General features: G+C 45.5%; 20 protein-coding genes. 19 read left to right on the top strand and 1 reads right to left on the bottom strand.

The features are described from left to right. Nucleotides 1–14 precede the first annotated feature (14 nt). The 15 genes from fabG (at nt 15) to BLS69_RS12630 (ending at nt 15,239) form a co-directional block, all read left to right on the top strand. On the top strand, nt 15–764 hold the full coding sequence (gene fabG / locus BLS69_RS12700; RefSeq protein ID WP_017689228.1) for a 3-oxoacyl-[acyl-carrier-protein] reductase: 750 nt from the start codon (nt 15–17) through the stop codon (nt 762–764). Between the two features lie 152 nt (nt 765–916). Further along, nucleotides 917–1,150, top strand: coding sequence for an acyl carrier protein (acpP, locus tag BLS69_RS12695; RefSeq protein WP_024630176.1), 234 nt, complete (start codon nt 917–919; stop codon nt 1,148–1,150). Nucleotides 1,151–1,327: 177 nt separating this feature from the next. Continuing rightward, nucleotides 1,328–2,566, top strand: a complete 1,239-nt coding sequence (fabF, locus tag BLS69_RS12690) for a beta-ketoacyl-ACP synthase II (protein WP_062833763.1) — start codon at nt 1,328–1,330, stop codon at nt 2,564–2,566. A gap of 13 nt (nt 2,567–2,579) precedes the next feature. Then, on the top strand, nt 2,580–3,284 hold the full coding sequence (gene rnc / locus BLS69_RS12685; protein ID WP_091031948.1) for a ribonuclease III: 705 nt from the start codon (nt 2,580–2,582) through the stop codon (nt 3,282–3,284). 293 nt (nt 3,285–3,577) lie between these two features. Beyond that, nucleotides 3,578–7,147, top strand: coding sequence for a chromosome segregation protein SMC (gene smc / locus BLS69_RS12680; RefSeq protein ID WP_091031945.1), 3,570 nt, complete (start codon nt 3,578–3,580; stop codon nt 7,145–7,147). 108 nt (nt 7,148–7,255) lie between these two features. Beyond that, nucleotides 7,256–8,269: a signal recognition particle-docking protein FtsY gene (gene ftsY, locus BLS69_RS12675; RefSeq protein ID WP_091031943.1), complete on the top strand. Its 1,014-nt coding sequence runs from the start codon at nt 7,256–7,258 to the stop codon at nt 8,267–8,269. Nucleotides 8,270–8,413: 144 nt separating this feature from the next. Then, nucleotides 8,414–9,061, top strand: a complete 648-nt coding sequence (locus BLS69_RS12670) for a PAQR family membrane homeostasis protein TrhA (RefSeq protein WP_017689222.1) — start codon at nt 8,414–8,416, stop codon at nt 9,059–9,061. A 261-nt stretch (nt 9,062–9,322) separates the two neighbouring features. Further along, nucleotides 9,323–9,673 carry a YlxM family DNA-binding protein gene (gene ylxM / locus BLS69_RS12665; protein WP_017689221.1) on the top strand — a complete coding sequence of 117 codons (351 nt, stop codon included), beginning with the start codon at nt 9,323–9,325 and terminating at the stop codon, nt 9,671–9,673. 63 nt (nt 9,674–9,736) lie between these two features. Further along, nucleotides 9,737–11,113 carry a signal recognition particle protein gene (ffh, locus tag BLS69_RS12660; RefSeq protein ID WP_062833767.1) on the top strand — a complete coding sequence of 459 codons (1,377 nt, stop codon included), beginning with the start codon at nt 9,737–9,739 and terminating at the stop codon, nt 11,111–11,113. Nucleotides 11,114–11,166: 53 nt separating this feature from the next. After that, nucleotides 11,167–11,439: a 30S ribosomal protein S16 gene (gene rpsP, locus BLS69_RS12655; RefSeq protein ID WP_017689219.1), complete on the top strand. Its 273-nt coding sequence runs from the start codon at nt 11,167–11,169 to the stop codon at nt 11,437–11,439. A gap of 23 nt (nt 11,440–11,462) precedes the next feature. Next, nucleotides 11,463–11,693, top strand: coding sequence for a KH domain-containing protein (locus tag BLS69_RS12650; RefSeq protein WP_024630185.1), 231 nt, complete (start codon nt 11,463–11,465; stop codon nt 11,691–11,693). Nucleotides 11,694–11,994: 301 nt separating this feature from the next. Beyond that, nucleotides 11,995–12,507 (top strand): ribosome maturation factor RimM, encoded by a 513-nt coding sequence (gene rimM, locus BLS69_RS12645; protein WP_091031941.1) that lies wholly within the window; start codon nt 11,995–11,997, stop codon nt 12,505–12,507. A gap of 1 nt (nt 12,508) precedes the next feature. Further along, nucleotides 12,509–13,276 (top strand): tRNA (guanosine(37)-N1)-methyltransferase TrmD, encoded by a 768-nt coding sequence (gene trmD, locus BLS69_RS12640; RefSeq protein WP_091031938.1) that lies wholly within the window; start codon nt 12,509–12,511, stop codon nt 13,274–13,276. A 187-nt stretch (nt 13,277–13,463) separates the two neighbouring features. Beyond that, entirely contained in the window at nt 13,464–13,838 is a 375-nt protein-coding gene (locus BLS69_RS12635; RefSeq protein WP_091031937.1) for a VOC family protein, read from the top strand. Nucleotides 13,839–13,991: 153 nt separating this feature from the next. Further along, nucleotides 13,992–15,239 (top strand): hypothetical protein, encoded by a 1,248-nt coding sequence (locus tag BLS69_RS12630; protein ID WP_091031934.1) that lies wholly within the window; start codon nt 13,992–13,994, stop codon nt 15,237–15,239. Nucleotides 15,240–15,242: 3 nt separating this feature from the next. On the opposite strand, the gene BLS69_RS12625 is transcribed toward BLS69_RS12630, so the two are convergent. Further along, on the bottom strand, nt 15,243–16,208 hold the full coding sequence (locus BLS69_RS12625) for a polysaccharide deacetylase family protein (RefSeq protein WP_091031932.1): 966 nt from the start codon (nt 16,206–16,208) through the stop codon (nt 15,243–15,245). Nucleotides 16,209–16,557: 349 nt separating this feature from the next. On the opposite strand from BLS69_RS12625, the gene rplS reads away from it, so the two are divergent. The 4 genes from rplS to BLS69_RS12605 all read left to right on the top strand — a co-directional run bounded on the left by rplS (nt 16,558) and on the right by BLS69_RS12605 (nt 19,937). After that, nucleotides 16,558–16,899, top strand: a complete 342-nt coding sequence (gene rplS, locus BLS69_RS12620) for a 50S ribosomal protein L19 (RefSeq protein ID WP_024630190.1) — start codon at nt 16,558–16,560, stop codon at nt 16,897–16,899. A gap of 357 nt (nt 16,900–17,256) precedes the next feature. Continuing rightward, nucleotides 17,257–17,877 (top strand): signal peptidase I, encoded by a 621-nt coding sequence (lepB, locus tag BLS69_RS12615; protein WP_017689211.1) that lies wholly within the window; start codon nt 17,257–17,259, stop codon nt 17,875–17,877. A 30-nt stretch (nt 17,878–17,907) separates the two neighbouring features. Continuing rightward, a complete protein-coding gene (ylqF, locus tag BLS69_RS12610; RefSeq protein WP_062833774.1) occupies nt 17,908–18,771 on the top strand; it encodes a ribosome biogenesis GTPase YlqF in 864 nt (287 codons plus the stop codon). 464 nt (nt 18,772–19,235) lie between these two features. Continuing rightward, nucleotides 19,236–19,937 carry a ribonuclease HII gene (locus tag BLS69_RS12605; RefSeq protein WP_091031930.1) on the top strand — a complete coding sequence of 234 codons (702 nt, stop codon included), beginning with the start codon at nt 19,236–19,238 and terminating at the stop codon, nt 19,935–19,937. The last annotated feature ends 24 nt before the right edge of the window (nt 19,938–19,961 follow it).

The following is a 19,961-nucleotide window of genomic DNA, read 5'->3' as shown; positions in this document are numbered from 1 at the left end:
AAGGAGGAATGATTATGTCTAAACCATTAGAAGGTAAAAATGCACTCGTTACCGGGGCATCCCGGGGCATTGGGCGCAGTATTGCACTGGCACTTGCAGAAGCTGGAGCGAACGTAGCCGTGAATTATGCGGGTAGCCAAGCGGCAGCTGAGGAAGTGGCGGAAGCGATTCGTGCCAAAGGAGTCAAGGCGATTACACTTCAAGCCAATGTTGGTCTGATGGATGAAGCTGAACAAATGGTCAAAGCTACTCTCGAAGCATGGGGAAACGTTGATATTCTGGTGAACAATGCTGGCATTACCCGTGATAATCTGATCATGCGTATGAAAGAGGAAGAATTCGATCAGGTTATTGAAACCAATCTCAAAGGTGTGTTTAACTGCCTTAAGGCGGTTACACGTCCAATGATGAAACAACGGTCGGGAAGAATTATCAATATCTCCTCGGTTGTAGGTGTGCTTGGTAATGCTGGACAAGCGAACTATGTTGCTGCCAAAGCAGGAGTCATTGGCCTGACAAAGGCATCTGCTCGTGAACTGGCTTCTCGTGGAATCACAGTTAACTGTGTTGCACCAGGTTTCATTGAGACAGATATGACAAAAGAGTTGTCCCAGGAGCTGGTGGACGGTATGCTAAGTGGTATTCCGTTGTCTCGTTTGGGTCAGCCGGATGAAATCGCCGGTGTAGTCACTTTCCTGGCTTCACAGGCTTCATCTTATATGACAGGGCAGACGCTGCATGTTGATGGTGGCATGTACATGTAATTCTTCCCAGACTTGAACAATAGTCGGGGAACAGGCGCTGGACGATCCGAAATGCCGGAAAAAGGCCGGGTTCCCCGGCCGGGAGCCGCATATGTCTTCTATGGCATTTTGCCTGCGATTCTCGTATAATACCAAAGAAGGAGGTGAACCGGATGTCCGATGTATTGGAGCGTGTAAAACGCATCGTCGTCGACCGCTTGGGCGCAGACGAAGCTGAAGTTACACTTGAAGCATCTTTCAAAGAAGATTTGGGTGCTGATTCTTTGGATGTAGTGGAATTGGTCATGGAATTGGAAGATGAATTTGATTTGGAAATCTCTGATGAAGATGCAGAAAAAATCACGACCGTAGGTGAAGTTGTAAACTACATACAATCTCATACCTAAAGTCATTTTTAGTCCCGCACATGTTTTCGAACAGGCGGGACTTCTCATCATTCATTGGTTTTTCTCATTCCGCAAGCAGCTCTACTCAAACAGGCCTATCTTGGTTGAATAGATGTCTGTTTGCGGATATTCCCACAAAATACTTGCGTAATGCAGTCGATATAGAGGTGACTCGGTTTGAAACAAAGAGTAGTAATTACCGGAATGGGCGTAATGACATCGCTCGGAAAAGATTTGGAAACGTTCTGGGGCAGTTTAATGGCAGGAAAGTCCGGAATTTCTCAGATTGAGGCGTTTGATGTTAGTGAATACACGACACAGATTGCAGCCGAGATCAAGGATTTCAACCCGGAAGAATATATGGATCGTAAGGATGCTCGCAAAATGGACCGTTTTGTACAGTTCGCTGTGGCAGCAGGTTTCAAAGCCGTTGAAGACAGTGGTCTGAAAATTAACGAGAATATTGATGCAGAGCGTTTCGGTGTATCCATCGGATCAGGTATTGGTGGATTGGGTACGTGGGAGGACCAACATAATGCATTGTTGCAAAAAGGTCCAAAACGGGTAAGCCCATTCTTCATTCCCATGATGATCTCCAACATGGCTTCAGGCCAAATGTCCATCTCTCTTGGTGCCAAAGGTCCTAACATTAACGTTGTTACCGCTTGTGCAACAGGTACACACTCTATCGGAGATTCCTTTAAGCTGATTGCCAATGGTGATGCAGATGCCATGATCTGTGGTGGTGCGGAAGCAACAATCAGACCAACGGGTCTTGCAGGGTTCTGTGCGATGCGCGCAATGTCTACACGTAATGATGATCCTGCGAAGTCAAGCCGTCCTTTTGATACAGAACGTGATGGTTTTGTTATGGGCGAAGGCGCTGGTGTTCTGATTCTGGAATCCCTGGAGCATGCTCAAAAACGTGGTGCACGCATTTATGGTGAAGTGATCGGTTACGGTCTGACAGGTGATGCACATCACATGACAGAACCAGATCCGGACGGAGCAGCACGTTGCATGAAGATGGCACTTCGTAATGCGGGTATTGAGCCTGAAGAAGTGGACTACATTAATGCACACGGAACTTCGACGCCTGTAGGCGACAGATCCGAAACGCTTGCGATCAAAAAGGCGTTTGGTGATCATGCGTACAAGCTCGCCGTGAGTTCCACTAAATCCATGACGGGTCACATGCTTGGCGCTGCTGGTGGTGTAGAAGCGGTCATCTGCGGATTGTCCCTGACACATCAGACACTGGCTCCAACGATTAACCTGGAAAATCAGGACCCGGAATGTGATCTGGATTATGTACCAAATGTTCCACGTCAAACCAAAGTTAATATTGCCATGTCCAATTCATTTGGATTCGGCGGTCACAATGCCACCATTATTCTCAAAAAATTTGAAGCATAAGGGGCTAGTTCGTTTGAGTGAAGATCTGAAGCAGTTACAACATAAACTTCAAATCAAATTTGACAACAGGCAGCTTTTAAAACAAGCGTTTACCCATGCTTCCTATGTAAACGAACACCGGTTCAGTCAGCATCAGGACAACGAGCGCCTGGAGTTTCTGGGCGATGCCGTGCTGGAACTGACTGTATCGGAGTACTTGTATCATTTGTATCCTAACCGTCCGGAAGGTGAATTAACTAAGCTGCGGGCATCCATTGTCTGTGAGCCTTCCCTCGTCAAATTTGCTGAAGCGTTGGGTTTTGGGCAGTATGTACTTCTTGGTAAAGGTGAGGAACTAACTGGAGGACGGACACGGCCGGCTCTGCTGGCAGATGTGTTTGAATCTTTCATTGGTGCATTGTATCTGGATCAGGGGCTTGCGCCTGTCCGGGCATTTCTCGACCAGCATGTCTTCCCATTAATCGTATTGGGCAGCAAGCTGCAAATGAGTGATTACAAAACGGAACTGCAGGAACTTACTCAGCATCACAATATGGGAGCTTTGGAGTACCGTATCGTTGAGGAACGGGGACCTGCCCATGAACGTGAGTTTGTCTCGGAGGTCCATATGGGTCAAGAACGGCTTGGCAGAGGTACAGGACGTTCCAAAAAGGAAGCGGAACAACAGGCTGCATCTGCAGCACTTGATCGACTGAAGCTTCCGGAAGCCGGAGCTTAACCGATAGCGCATAGACAAACGAAGAGCAAAGAGCAGCCCGCGGGTCCGCCCCGGCGGAAGTAATCGGCCGGACTGCTTTTTGCTCTTTTTTTTGTAAAGAGGTTCAGGGGGAGTATGCCTGATCGTTAACTAATAAGTTGAACCTTTTTTACACAAAACGAAGAGTGCAGAACCAATCGCAATTGGAGGATGGTACTGCAATTGGAGTGATCATGTGTAATGCAATGGTTCAATTTATTTCGGCGCTGGAATGCAATACTTGAAATTTGCAAGAGGAGGTGACGAGAAACCCTATGTTTTTAAAACGGATTGAATTGGGTGGATTCAAGTCATTCGCCGACAAAACGGAGATGGAGTTCGTTCGTGGCATTACGGCTGTTGTAGGTCCGAACGGAAGTGGCAAGAGTAATATATCCGACGGAATTCGCTGGGTTCTGGGGGAACAAAGTGCCAAGTCGCTGCGTGGTGGCAAGATGGAAGATATCATCTTTGCAGGCAGTGACGCACGGAAAGCCGTTAATTTCGGTGAGGTGTCGCTAACACTTGATAACGAGGATCATGCACTTGCATTGGATTTCGGTGAGGTGACGGTGACTCGTCGTGTACATCGCAGCGGAGATAGTGAATATTTTATTAACAAGCAATCTTGTCGTTTGAAGGATATCACGGAGTTGTTTATGGATACCGGCATTGGTAAGGAAGCCTACTCGATTATTGGACAGGGGCGAATCGAAGAGATTCTGAGTACCCGTTCAGAGGATCGCAGAGGCATCTTTGAAGAAGCTTCAGGTATCGTTAAATATAAATCCCGCAAGCGGGATGCGACGCGCAAACTGGATGAGACAGAGCAGAATTTGCTGCGTATTCATGATCTGGTGACTGAACTGGAAGATCAGATTGGACCGCTAAAGGAACAATCAGAGAAAGCGATCCACTATAAGGAACTTCGTTCACAGCTCAAATCGCAAGAGATCTCCATGTATGTGTACCAGATCGAACAGATTCATGCTTCCTGGAGTAAGGCTAATGAGCGCCTGCAATTGCTAAAACAGGAAGAGGTTGGACTGGCGGCGATTGTCTCTACGCATGATGCCAAGCTGGAAAATGATCGAAATGCGCTGCGTATCCTGGAAACAGAGACAGAGCAACTGCAAGCCGCTTTATTGCAATTCAGTGAAGCGACAGAGAAAAGTGAAGGGCTTGGAGAATTGCTCAAGGAGCGTTCCCATCATCTGCAAACAAATCAGGAGCAGCTTAAAGTAACGCTTGCCGCCAGTGAAGAGAGACATCGCGAACGGGAAACCGAGCTGCTTGCACTGCGTGAGAAGTTTGGCAAACTTGAGCATGAACTGAATGATGTGAGAAATCAGTTGTCCCAGGAAGAAGCCAAACTCATCGGTGTTACAGGTGGCATTAGTCAACAGCAAGAGGAAAGCCTCAAAGGCAACTTGCTGGAACTGATGAATCAGATGGCTCAGACACGCAATGAAATTCGTTATGTGGATCAGCAGAAAGAAACGCTGGAGCGCAGAATGAATCGCGCGGCTGAAGAATCAGGTAAATGGGAAGAGCAGAAAGAGACACTGGAAAGTCGCAAAGCGGACATTGAGAAAAAAGTTGTTCGCTTGGGCAAAGAAATCAGTGATCTACGTGGTGGTTACATTACGGAAAGTGAACGACTCCAGTCGCTGCAGAAGCTGCTTGAAGAAAGTCGGGGCACAGTTCGTAAATGGGAACAGAAGCGTGAAGCTCAAGTTTCCCGCCGCGATACGATGAAAGAGATGCAGGATGATTTTGACGGATTCATGCTGGGTGTCAAGGAGGTTCTCAAGGCTTCGCGTAAAGGCACGCTTACCGGTGTTCATGGAGCTGTGGCTGAACTCGTCAAAGTTCCCGAAAAGATCGAGCTTGCGGTAGAGACAGCAATGGGAGCATCCTTGCAACATGTGGTCATGGAAAATGAATCAGTTTCCAGACAGGCAATCGCTTTCCTGAAGCAACGCCAGTTGGGGCGTGCAACGTTCCTGCCTCTGGATGTCATTCGTCCTCGTGCCATTGGAGCGGCTGAACGTTCCATGATCGAAGGCATGGAGGGTTTTGTGGGGATTGGTGCTGATCTTGTACAATTCGAATCCAAGTACGCTTCGATCATTGGCAGTCTGTTAGGTAATGTTATTATTGCTGAAACTCTGGAGGTCGCCAATAAAATTGCGGCTCGCTGCCAGTATCGTTTCCGGGTTGTGACGCTTGAAGGTGACGTGGTCAATGCGGGTGGTTCCATGACAGGTGGTAGCCAGCACAAGAAAAATGTGAGTCTGCTCAGCCGGAAACGGCAGCTGGACCAGCTCGACCAGGATATTTTGGATACCGAAAATCAGATCGTGAAACTGCATCGCAGTGTGGATGATGTAAAAGTTCAACTGGAACAGTGTCAGGACAAACTGGATGAACTTCGTCAGTCCGGTGACGACACCCGAAATGCAGAACAGCAGGCTTCGATGGAAATGAAGCAGGTAGAGCACGAGCTTCGCCATGTGCTAGAACAGGTTGCCGTTGCCGGGCAGGAGAAGAGCGGATTCACCGAAGAGATCAAAGAGCTGGATACGGCTCGCATCGTTGCTGTGAAGAAGCTGGAGCAGCTTGAAGAGGAAGAAAAAGCGACTCATCGTGCCATTCATGCAGCTGAGTTTGCCCGGAAAGCCAATGAATCCGCGAAGGAAGAATTGCAGAGCCAACTCACCGAATTGAAAGTGCGCGAAGGCAAGCTTGATCAGGAGCGATTCTCCAATGGAGAACAATTGCGGCGTCTGGAGCGTGAAGTGGAGTCGCTGGTCAAAGATCTGCGTCAGAATCGCACGTTGCTGGCTTCGATGGAAGCAGATCTCAAGAAAACACAAACCGAGAGTGTCAAGCAGATTGAAGATCTGAACCAGTACAAGCTGAAAAAAGCGGAAGCTTCCCAGGAGCTGGACTTCAAACGTGCTGCCCGAAGTGAGTTGTCGAAAAAGCTTGAGCTTGCCGAGAGCGAAACGAAGGAACAGCGTACGCAGTTAAAAGCTGTGGAAGAGCAGATGCGACAGACGGAAATTTCCGTGAACCGGTTGGATGTTGAGCTGGAAAATATACTGCGAAAGCTGACGGATGAATACGAACTGGGTTATGAACTGGCCAAAGAGCGTTATCCTGTGCCGGAAGACGTGGAGCATACACAGGCAGAGGTACAAAAGCTGAAGCGTAGTATATCCGCCCTGGGTGATGTGAACCTGGGAGCGATTGAGGAGTTCCAGCGGGTCAATGAGCGATACGAGTTCCTGAGTGAACAGAAGAATGACCTGGTGGAAGCTAAAACAACGTTGTATCAGGTTATTCGGGAAATGGAAGACGAGATGGCGAAGCGATTCAAGATCACGTTTGATGCAATCCGCCGTGAGTTCGGTACCGTGTTTACCAAGCTGTTTGGCGGAGGACGTGCTGACCTTGTTCTGATGGACCCGGAGCGTTTGCTTGAAACGGGAATAGATATTGTGGCTCAGCCACCAGGCAAGAAACTGCAAAACCTGCAACTGTTATCCGGTGGGGAGCGGGCTTTGACGGCGATGGCTTTGTTATTTGCTATTCTGCATGTCAAACCTGTACCATTCTGCGTGCTGGATGAAGTAGAGGCAGCGCTGGACGAAGCTAACGTGGTACGTTTTGCCCAGTACTTGCGTGAATTCTCTGAACAGACACAGTTCATCGTTGTTACCCATCGTAAAGGTACGATGGAAGAGGCTGATGTGCTGTACGGTGTTACGATGGAAGAGGGCGGAGTATCCAAGCTTGTTTCGGTTAAACTGGAAGATGAGGAAGCAGTAATTGCCTGATCTGATCCAAACCTGCGAGATAAATGAACTCATTGTAATTATTGAAAATCATTCAGATTGAGCATTTTTGCAAAAGCGCTTAGATTATGTACACGATGGAGGGGCTTTATGAGTTTTTTTAAAAAGCTGAGAGACAGCATTGCAAGCAAAACGGAGTCGGTCACCAAACAGTTCAAGGATGGATTGGAAAAGACACGTAAAGGGTTAGTGGAAAAAGTGTCGGATCTCGTTATCCGCCGCAAAAAAATCGATGAAGAGTTCTATGAAGAACTGGAAGAGATTTTGATCGGAGCAGACGTTGGCGTGAATACAGTCATGAATCTGATCGAAGACCTGCGCGTTGAGGTGAAAAAACGCAAAATCGAGGACGCGGCTGAGCTGCAGCCTGTACTGTCTGAGAAACTGACGGATCTTCTTCGCGGCGAACAGAATAATGAATTGAAAATGAATCCGGATGGCATTACCGTTATTTTGTTTGTTGGTGTTAACGGTGTTGGTAAAACAACAACGATTGGCAAGCTGGCACATCGATTTAAACAGCAAGGTAAAAAAGTCATCATGGCAGCTGGAGATACGTTCCGTGCCGGAGCCATTGAACAACTGGAAGTATGGGGACAACGTGCCGGCGTCGATGTGATCAAACAGCAATCTGGTTCTGATCCAGCAGCGGTTATGTATGATGCGGTGCAGGCAGCGAAACAACGGGGTGCGGATGTTCTCCTCTGTGATACAGCAGGTCGTCTGCAAAACAAATCGAACCTGATGGACGAGCTTAACAAGATCTATCGTGTCATTCAGCGTGAAATTCCGGATGCTCCGCATGAAGTACTGATGGTACTGGATGCAACAACAGGTCAAAATGCTTTAAATCAGGCTAAACTTTTCGGTGAGAAAAGCGGTGTAACTGGTCTCGTACTGACGAAACTGGATGGAACAGCCAAAGGGGGGATCGTTGTTGCGATCCGTCAGGAGCTGGACTTGCCTGTGAAGCTCGTAGGACTGGGTGAGAAGATTGATGATCTGCAGCCGTTTGATTCTGAGCAATTTGTGCATGCTTTGTTCGCCGGATTAATCCAGGAACAGCCAGCGGAAAGTGCTGAAGAAGAGGAAGCTAATTCCTAGAATCATTAATAATAGCATGAATTAATAATGTTAACCGTATTGCCAGTGATATACGTGATAAGTGTCACGTGTAATGTCACTGGCAATACGTGTATAATGGGAATAAAGAAGGCAATGTTAAAGGGTTAGAAAGGACGGTTGAAAATGGCCAATACGTATACCTATTCTCGCCGTGAAGAAGTCGCCAATGCGGTGACACATGGAATCGGCGCTGCACTCAGTGTAGCTGCACTGGTGATATTGATTGTATTTTCAAGTATGAAAGGCACGGCTTGGCATGTGGTCAGTTTCACGATCTACGGGATCACCATGCTGCTGCTCTATACAAGCTCTACACTCGTTCATGCATGGAAAGATGGAAAAGTGAAAGATTTATTTGAGATTTTCGACCATTCTTCCATTTATTTGTTTATTGCGGGATCGTACACTCCGCTTTTGTTTATTGCTGTTCGCGGTACACTTGGATGGACTCTGTTCGGTATAATCTGGGGTATCGCATTATTCGGCGTGATCTTTAAGGCGTTTTTTACGAAAAAGTTTCTATTCATGTCCACGATTTTCTATATTGCGATGGGCTGGCTCATCGTTATTGCCTGGCAACCTCTTATGGCTGCCATTCCTACAGGCGGCATTGTGTTGCTGGTTGCTGGAGGCTTGATGTATACACTGGGTACGCTCTTTTATGTATGGCGTGGATTTCCGTACCACCATGCGATTTGGCATCTCTTTGTGTTAGCAGGCAGTATTCTTCATTTCTTTATGGTACTGCTGTATCTGACACCACTTCGCTAGAACACCATAAACGGATGCATCTCCACGGACTGAGACGCATTCGTTTTTTCTTCTACATAGAGGTGGATCGCAGAGATACAGACAGGATTTGCTTGTAGCGAAAAGGGTATAAACCACCCGTTAAACATCGAAATAACATATCATCAGAGCTGTTTTTATTGTGACAAGTATTTTTGCTTGACAACCTGATTTGTTTTAGGTATTATTAGGAACGTTGCAAGAGTGTAAAGTGTTTTTCCTTGACGAAGGGAGTGCCCCGATGTGAGTCAAGAAAATCGGCTTGAGAAGACAAACCGAATTAACTTGCTGTTTGCTTTTTATGAATTGTTACTTACCGAGAAACAGCAGACTTTTCTAAAGTATTACTTTCATGACGATTTCTCACTTGGTGAAATTGCAGCCGAGTTTGAGATCAGCCGCCAGGCGGTATACGAGCATATCAAGCGTGCCGAACAAGTGCTGGAAAATTACGAAAGCAAGCTGGGCTTGCTGGAAAAGCATGAACGGCGTAATCGCAATCTTGAAGATTTGCAAAATGCATTGGAACGCGCAGGCGTCTCCATTGATAACAACAAACAAATACACGATATCGTTGCTCAGCTTAGCGAATGAAATATTGGCTGAGCGGAACGTATCGGTCTTGAAAACAGTATTAAAGCTTAAGGAGGTGGGATCATGGCATTTGAAGGATTAACGACCCGATTACAGAATGTGTTCAGCAAGCTGCGCGGCAAAGGCAAGGTGTCTGATGAAGATGTTGCCGAGGCTATGCGCGAGGTACGTCTGGCATTGCTCGAAGCGGATGTAAACTTCAAAGTGGTCAAGGAATTCATCGCCAAGGTGAAAGAGAAGGCTGTTGGCAAAGAAGTGATGGAGAGCTTCACGCCAGGAATGGTCATCATCGACATCGTTAACAAGGAACTGACGGATTTGATGGGTGGAAGCCAAGCAAAACTGGCTAAAGCGAACAAACCGCCTACGGTGCTGATGATGGTTGGTTTGCAGGGTGCTGGTAAAACAACCACATCGGGTAAACTGGCTAAAATGCTGCAAAAGCAAAACAGCAGACCATTGCTTGTTGCAGGAGATATTTATCGTCCGGCAGCGATCAAACAGTTGCAAGTACTTGGCGAGCAGATCAAAGCGCCGGTATTCACACTGGGGGATCAGACAAGCCCTGTTGAGATCGCACGTCAAGGTCTTCAACATGCCAAAGATAACGGTAATGACTATGTTATTATCGATACAGCTGGACGTCTGCATGTTGATGAAGAACTGATGGAAGAACTTCGCCAGATTCACAGCGTAGTGAATCCGGATGAAGTACTGCTTGTCGTAGACAGTATGACAGGTCAAGATGCGGTTAACGTAGCAGAACACTTTAACCAGCAGCTTAATCTGACCGGGGTTGTCCTGACGAAGCTGGATGGAGATACTCGTGGTGGTGCTGCGCTTTCTGTCAAAGCAGTTACGGGTTGTCCAATCAAGTTTGCTTCCCTTGGAGAGAAACTTGACGCTTTGGAGCCGTTCCACCCGGAACGTATGGCTTCACGGATCCTCGGTATGGGTGATATGTTATCTCTGATTGAGAAAGCACAATTAAACATTGATACCGATAAAGCCAAGGAAATGGAACGGAAGATGCGTAATGCAGAATTCACGTTTGAAGATTTCCTGGAGCAGATGGATCAAGTGAAAAAGCTGGGACCAATCGACCAGATCATGGATATGATTCCAGGCATGGGCAAGATGAAACAAGCCAAGGATCTGAAGGTTGATGATAAACAGATGGGCCGGATCGAAGCGATCGTTTACTCAATGACGACCGAAGAGAAACGCAACCCGGACATGATCAACCATAGCCGCCGGAAGCGTATTGCTACCGGAAGCGGAACATCTCTGGCTGAAGTAAATCGTCTGATCAAACAATTTGATGAGATGCGCCGCATGATGAAACAATTCTCGGATATGATGGGACCTAAAGGCGGCAAAAATAAAGCGATGAAGCAGCTTAAAGGTATGGGCAAAGGAATGAAGTTTCCTTTCCGTTGATTTAAGCGAAGCTGGATCATATACAGATTTCATTGAAGGAGGTGAATTTTCAAATGGCAGTTCGTATTCGTCTGAAACGTATGGGTGCTCACAAAGCTCCTTTCTACCGCGTAGTGGTATCGGATTCCCGTTCCCCACGTGACGGTCGTTTTATCGAGGAGATCGGTTACTACAACCCGGTTGAACAACCGGCTGTTGTTAAGATCGATGAAGATAAAGCATTGGCATGGCTTCAAAACGGTGCACAAGCATCTGACACTGTCCGCAACTTGCTTAGCAAAGCGGGCGTGATGAAGAAGTTCCACGAGTCTAAATTATCTAAATAAAGTGCTGATTCGGAGGGTCATCTATGGAAGAATTAGTAAGCATAATTGCTAAGGCTTTAGTCGATCATCCGGAAGATGTGGCGGTTCGGACGGTTGAGAAAGACCGGCTTGTCGTTTATGAGTTAACCGTTCATCCTGACGATGTCGGGAAGGTGATTGGTAAACAGGGACGAATCGCGAAGTCACTTCGTACGGTCGTCACATCAGCAGCAGTTAAGATGGATAAACGGGTTACCGTTGATATCATATCTTAAAGATATACGAAAGGGGGTTAGGATGCATGTCCTAGCCCCTTTTCGTGCATGCTGAACTTAATAAGTTGGATTAGATATTGAATTAAAATATTTTTGGGTATGAGTGACTTCGGAGCAGTGCAGGGGACGAGATCGATTCTGGAGAAGCGTTAGCGTTCGCCTTTATCACCTCATTTTCACCTTTTAAATTAAGTTCGAAAAATGAGGGGGTAACAGCCAGCGAAAGAACGAACTGTCGCCGGAACGACCGTACGAGAGTCGAAGTAGCTGTTTAGTTTGATTTAATTTCGTAGGAGGAATTATGGCAGAGTTTATGAATGTAGGTAAAATCGTTAATACGCATGGAATTCGCGGTGAGGTGAGAATCATGCCTTTAACTGATTTCCCGGAAGTGCGTTTTGCGAAAAATGCAGAGTTGTTTTTCTTTACACCAGATAATCATCCAGTCATGGTTAACGTGGAATCTTCACGTTTGCATAAAAATATGTATATTCTTCGTCTGAAAGAGTACGGCAACATTAATGAAGTAGAAAAGTTTAAAGGCGGCATGGCCAAAGTGTTAAAAGAGAACCTGGCTGAGCTGGACGAAGGTGAATACTACTTCCATCAAATCGTTGGGTGTTCGGTCATCACCGAAGAGGGTGAAACGCTCGGAACGATCTCTGAAATACTGACTCCTGGTGCCAATGATGTATGGGTTGTCAAAACGCCAGCTGGTAAAGAAGTGCTGATTCCCGTTATTGATGATGTAGTACTTGATGTGGACATCGAACAGAAGCAAGTGAAGATTCACCTGATGGAAGGGCTGCTGTAACATGAAAGTGGATGTATTAACGCTATTCCCGGAGATGTTTGATGGTGTGTTCGGAGCAAGCATTCTGGGCAAAGCTCAAACGAAGGGGCTCGTATCCCTTAGTGCAACCAACTTCCGAAATTATGCGACCAATAAACATAATACAGTAGATGATGCCCCTTACGGCGGAGGTGGGGGCATGGTGCTGAAACCAGATCCAATCTTTGCTGCTGTAGAAGATGTTCTGGAGCAACGCGGAGAAGCCTCGGCAACGATGAAAGCTCCACGTATCATTCTAATGTGTCCGCAAGGTGAGACGTTTACACAGAAAAAAGCAGAAGAACTTGTGCAGGAAGATCATCTGATTTTTATATGTGGACATTATGAAGGTTACGATGAGCGTATTCGCGAATTTCTCGTGACGGATGAACTATCCATTGGTGATTACGTACTCACGGGTGGGGAGTTGCCTGCTATGGTTGCCATTGATAGTATCGTACGTCTTATCCCTGGTGTGCTTGGCAATGAGACAAGTGCCGTAACGGATTCATTCAGTACTGGACTCCTCGAATATCCACACTACACACGTCCACCCGAGTTTAGGGGCATGAAAGTACCGGATATGTTGTTGTCGGGACATCACCTTAACATTGAGGCGTGGCGCAGGGAACAGTCGTTGCTTCGTACGCTGGAGCGCAGACCGGAGATGTTGGAAACGGCCGATTTGACGGATAAAGAACGTATTTGGTTGAAAAAGATACGCTCAAACCGTAAACATAGCACAGAGTAAGTATATGTATCGTATAAACATATAAATATTATTTTCCAGAGTTTGAAAAGGCCGACCTTGATACCAAAGGTTGGCTTTTTTTGTTTACACTGAAAAGAATACTGGATTTTCATTAGTTTATTCTATAAAGTACAAGTATAATTAATGAAACTTAGTTTTATCAAGTGAAACAAAAGGTGGTGTATGAATGACTTTCAATATTATTGGTCTTGATCATATTCAGCTAGCAGCACCTGAAGGTTGTGAAGCGGAGGCGCGTCATTTTTTCAATAAAGTACTGGGCTGGACGGAGATTCCCAAACCTGAAATTCTGAGAAAACGGGGTGGTGTATGGTTCGAGTGTGGCAGACAACAAGTGCATATTGGGGTACAAAAAGATTTTATTCCCGCCACAAAAGCTCATCCGGCATTTCATGTACAACATTTGGATCAGTTGCGTGATCATCTTATTCATAACCAAATTCATATCGTAGATGACGAAGCAAGAGCAGATGAAGGTGTAAGACGTTTCTATACAAATGATCCTTTTGGCAATCGTCTTGAGTTTTTAGAGTGGGTTTAAAATCATTCATTTAAGTCGTTTAATTACGTAGGCACTTTTTTGCAGCTTTGAACTTTTTTGCATGATTCTAAATAGGGTTGTAAAAGAAAGGGATTTTCTTTATGGTGAACTCAGCTGGAATTGAATAATAACGATATGCTGAGGAGGAAGGTTATGAATCATCAGCCTTATGAAATCGCGAGAGTAGGTATTAGCCAAGCTGGAGAACGCTGCAAAATGCTTTTGGGAGATCTGAATGGGGATGGCAGACTTGAAATGTTGCTGGTACAGGCAGATGGGGGTATAGACGATCGTTATGTCCCGCATCAGGTATGTTGTTTGACTGCGTTTGATCTGGAAGGAACATTACTATGGCAGGTTGGAACTCCTGATCCCGATGCAGGTGGTCCGGGTTCAGACTATCCCGCTCAGATCGCAGATTGGGATGGAGATGGAAATAATGAAGTATTGTGTGTCATGGACAAACAATTTCTCGTGTTGGATGGCCGGACCGGAGAGATCAAAGAAACACGTGATCTGCCAGATGATGAAGCACATGACTGCATTATTCTCGCCAACCTGACGGGTAACCAGCAGAGAATGGACATTATACTGAAAGACCGCTATAAGACGTTATGGGCACTTGACCATGATTTCAATTTGTTATGGAAGCATGAGGGGAATCCAGGACATTTTCCATGGGTATATGATATCGATGGAGATGGGAAAGATGAAGTGATGGCCGGATATGACATGCTGGATCATGATGGGACTTTATTATGGTCTTGTCATAATCTCGAGGATCATGCTGACTGTATATGGTTTGGAGACGTTGACGGTGATGGGGAAGTTGAGGTTGTTATCGGTGGCAGTGTCACGGTCATGATGGACCGCTATGGTAATGAGAAGTGGCGTTATGAAGATTCGATTGAATCACAGCATATTGCATTGGGTCATTTTTGTACTGGAATGGAAGGTTTACAGATTGCAGGCCTGGACCGGATTGTCCGAGGGGATGAGCATGGTAAGGATGGAATGTTCATGCTGGATAGTACAGGGCAAGAAATTTGGAAAGAAAATCGCACGACTCGTGGCTGGTTAACCATTATAGAGCCTGTATGTAACTGGGATGAGGGTGGACTCGATTATATTTTGGCATATCGCCGAGGTGGAGATGTGTTGCCTTCTTTGATAGATGGAGATATGAAAACGGTTACTGAATTCCCGAAAGAGGGATATGCGGTACATGCAGACCTGGTTCAGACGGGGAAAGAACAGATCATTATCTATGACGCAGAGGAAGCAGTGATTTATTCCAGCTCTCCGATGACATTATCACTTACCGATGCAAAAAGAGCCAAGCCACAGCTCAAAAGGCTGTATAACTCGACTCTGTATCCGGGCGGTGAAGTTAAAGTCTAGATTTTATTGGTCATTCTCCGATGCAGATGATTCGTTCTGCGGACTGGATTCGGGTTGAAGCAAGGTCGCCAAATCAGTACCTGTGGTGACCGTCAAGCGAGGCAGCTTCATTGGATGATCTCCTGGATGCACAAATCCGGACTTTACGGTAAAGGCCATGCGATATCCATGTTGTTGTAACTTGTAGATCATCTGTGTACTGGTATAACCAAAAGGATATGCCAGATAAGGTGTGTCTATTCCGGTTTGCTTCATACGCTGGATATCATCATCCAGAAGACTGGTGTCCAGACCGACAGGCACACTGTTACCACAGCGCATAAATCCCTTGTGATGCAGGTTATAGGTATGGCTGTTGAATTCAAATACGTCGGTTGCTGCCTGCATCTCTGGCTTGGAGATGAAACTGTTGATGGCGGGCTCAAATACCGAAGGTTTATCCTGAATTTTACTGCCTATGACAAACAGCGAGGCATGAAAATTATATTTCTGAAGCACAGGGTAAGCTAATGTATAATTGTTCTGGTATCCGTCATCAAAGGTAATTACAATGGATTTTTGTGGTAGGGAAATCTTCCCGCTAACATATTGTTCAAGCTGATTCAATGTAATCGTTGTGTAACCTGCATCATGCAGGTATTTCATATTTTGTTCAAAATCCTCCAGATTAATGATGGATTTATTATCTGTCTCGTGATTATTCAATTTGGGCTCTATGTAATGATACATCAGTACAGGAACTTCTGTAGCAGTACCTTGTTCAATCTTGAAGGTAGAACGATCCAGCGCAGATTGGTTAGAGAAGTCAGTGTGTGACAGCTCGAATGCTTTGCGTTTGACTATGTCCCAGGATGTGCAGGCTTTGTGTGACAGTGCATTCGTTGGATGAGTTACGGCATATGCATACAGTGTAATGGAGCATATGAGCATGGCGAGTAGGGCAAGTGTGATCTTTTTCCAATATTTCATGAGTCTTGGGGTTCTCCTTTTAAAGTGGTCATTAAGTTATATCATAGACGATATTTCTACACGGGAAGTTACAGTATTTTTTCCTGTATCAGCTTGACTTGCAGATGAGAGCGTTGATTCACGGTCCATATGAGAGAATGTATTTTAGAATGAAGTCAACATGTGATGTATGAGTTTCAGAGCGGCAGATTGAACAATAGGCATTTGTTTAATTTCTCTTGTGTTTTGATATGCTGCGTGATACAATAAGTCTGTTATGTGGAATACGGCGGTCCTCTATGGATAATGAAGGAGACAAGGTGATCTCTGGAAGAAGTATGAACGCCTGTACGGAAGGAGGGAGTCATAGATGAATATCGTTCAAGCGATTACACAAGAACAACTTCGTAAGGATATTCCGAGTTTTCGTCCTGGTGACACTTTGAAAGTGCACGTTAAGGTAATCGAGGGAACTCGTGAGCGTATCCAATTGTTCGAAGGTGTTGTGATTAAACGCCGTGGTGGTGGAATCAGTGAGACTTTTACAGTTCGTAAAATTTCTTACGGTGTAGGTGTGGAAAGAGCTTTCCCGCTTCATTCCCCAAAAATCGATAGAATCGAAGTGGCTCGCCGTGGTAAAGTGCGTCGTGCGAAGCTTTATTATCTTCGTGAACTACGCGGTAAAGCAGCGAGAATTAAAGAAATTCGTTAATATAACGGATACCGGGAAGGGCTTGGAGACAAGCCCTTTTCGTTTTTGTCCGGGAAAAGTTGAACCGGAGGTACACTTCCGAGTAAAATGGTATGGCAACACATGCGGTGAATAGTCCGGGAGGCTTGTAAAATCAGTTATTGAAGTGCGTGTTCAAAAGACCGGTTTTAGTACCGACTTTTTGAACAACCTCTTGAAGGCATTTGAATTGTGGATTAAATGTACTGTAATGCTTGGTGAAAGATTACATAACTGATGTGAATGTTTTGTATCCATCCATGGAGTTATTGGAACGATACAGAATGCTGGATGTGTGTACTGCTATAAACATGTACTGTGAAGAGAGGAAGATCTTGAATGGAACAAGAAGTTCAACATGACCGGGGCAATCCTGCCGAAGAGAAAAACAGTCGATCCAAAAAAGCCAAAAATGAAATTGTTGAATGGCTTAAAGCCATTGTTATCGCATTAGTTCTCGTCATTCTGATTCGGTGGTTGCTCTTCAAACCGTTTGTTGTGGACGGTCCGTCCATGCAGCCGAACTTTGAAACGGGTGAACGTGTGATCGTCAACGAGATCTTATATGATATCAGAGAACCGAAGCGTGGTGAAGTTATCGTCTTCCACGTACCATCCGAAGGTCGAGATTTCATTAAACGTGTTATTGCTGTAGAAGGTGATACAGTTGAGGTTCAGGACGATACCGTGATGGTTAACGGTAAAAAGGTTGATGAAACGTATATTCAAGGAGCCATTGATGCAGCTGAAGCAAATGGTGGAACCTATAACGTGAAGGATTTCCCGAATGAGCAGTTCCCTGATGGCAAAGTGCCGGCAGGTCATGTGTTTGTCATGGGAGACAATCGTCCAAATAGTACAGACAGCCGTATGATCGGTTATGTTTCGTTAAAAGATATTATTGGTCGTGCAGATGTGATTTTCTGGCCGATCGGTGAGATTAAGTGGATCAACCACTGAAATTGAAGTAAATAATGAGGTGAAGACAAGGTGACGATACAATGGTTTCCAGGTCATATGACTCGAGCCAGACGCCAGATTCAGGATAAGTTAAAGCTCATCGACGTGGTCATCGAACTATTGGATGCCCGTCTGCCTGTCTCCAGCCGTAATCCGATGATTGACGAAATATTGCTGGATAAACCCCGGATGATTTTGTTGAACAAATCGGATTTGGCAGATGCCAAAGTGACGCAAGAATGGATTGAATATTTCAAAAAAGAAGGAATTACCGCTTTTCCTGTAGATGCTTCGACGGGAACCAATGTTAAAGATATTCCCGTGCAGGCCAAGCTTCTTCTTAAAGAAAAAATTGACCGTCAAATTGCTAAAGGGATTAATCCTCGTGCGGTTCGCGGGTTGATCGTAGGGATTCCCAATGTAGGTAAATCCACACTGATTAACCGACTGGCTGGACGGAGTATTGCGTTAACAGGAGATCGTCCTGGTGTGACGAAGGGGCAACAGTGGATCAAGGTAGGCAAAGAAATGGAGTTATTGGATACTCCGGGTATTCTGTGGCCTAAGTTCGAAGATCAAAATGTAGGTTATCGTCTTGCCGTAACAGGTGCAATCAAAGAGGAAATTCTGAATGCAGAGGATATTGCCTTTTTTGGAATCAGTTACCTGATGCGTTATTACTGGGACGCTTTGGAAGAGAGATACGGACTTCAGGAGTTCTCCAAGGATGCAGATGATTCAGACAGTGTTATTGCGATTATGGAACAAGTCGGCCGTGTCCGTGGATGTGTTGTAAGCGGTGGACGCATTGATCTGGAAAAGGCATCACGAGCATTTCTGCGTGAATTGCGCGCGGGTAAAATGGGACGTTTTTCTATGGAAGCTCCCTATTAAAAAAATGGACTCTACACGATGAAGATCATTATCTTTATCTGTTCATTTCATATATACAAGTGCCGAAAGAAGCGGCCGTTACCGGATTACCCGGAGCGGTCGTTTTTTTGTGTATACAAACGCGGAAGTAGCGCTGGAACATATGTCGAAACGATAAAATGGAAGAGGATTGAAGAACAGTACGCTTTATGGAATTGGCTGGCCTATATATCAGGTGCGTCTAAATCGTGCTATGATGAATGGTGGTGCAATTTAGATTAGTCGAGGTCTGATATATTCAATTTAAACCATCAAATACCGATAAATGAAGACATCACTATCTTTATATTGTAAATCTCAAGGAAAAGTTTTGGTGAGAGTGACAGGTTGTACAGAACAAAAGACAGAGGATCTACGTCTATATTATAAAAAAAGTTGTAAGTGATACGCATGCTGAAAAAGCATGGGTAGAGGAGATGAGCGTTATGGTTGAAAATAATGAAGAGATCGGGTTGAATCTACTGGATACCCCGGTTGGACCGAAGAAGAAAAAAGAAGCCAGTGAACCTCGAGACCTGCTGATCTACGAGCGGGAGTATTGGGACAGTGGATTTGAACGTATTGCTGGTATTGATGAGGTAGGACGGGGATGCTTGTTTGGGGATGTTGTCGCAGCGGCGGTTATTTTACCGAAGGATCTCATTCTGGAAGGTGTGAATGACTCCAAGAAATTAACGGAGAAAAAACGTGATGCATTATATGACATCATTATGGAAAAAGCGCTGGCGGTAGGTATCGGGTACGCGGATGCAGAGACAATTGATCGGCTTAACATCAAGCAGGCTGCGAGACTTGCGATGAAACGAGCTGTTGAAGCATTGGGAGAAACTCCTGATTATATGCTGGTGGATGCCGAGAAGGTGGATGTCAATGTACCTCAACTGTCCATCATTAAAGGTGATGCTAATAGTCAATCGATCGCAGCGGCATCTATTATTGCCAAGGTAACGCGAGATCGGCTGTGTAAGGAAGAATGGGATACGTTATATCCGGAATATGGTTTGTCGATACATAAAGGATATGCAACAAAAGTTCATCGGGAGCAAATTATGGCATTGGGGGCAACCCCGATGCATCGACGCAGTTTTCTCGGCAACCTGCTTGGAGAGCAGCAATCTTTGTTTTAACACAGGTTTGAAGAAAGGAGGGGG

It is taken from the genome of Paenibacillus sp. CF095, assembly GCF_900101225.1.
Taxonomy (GTDB): Bacteria; Bacillota; Bacilli; order Paenibacillales; family Paenibacillaceae; genus Paenibacillus.
The sequence above is the reverse complement of the archived record's forward strand: the minus strand, read 5'-3'. Positions and strand labels throughout refer to the sequence as shown.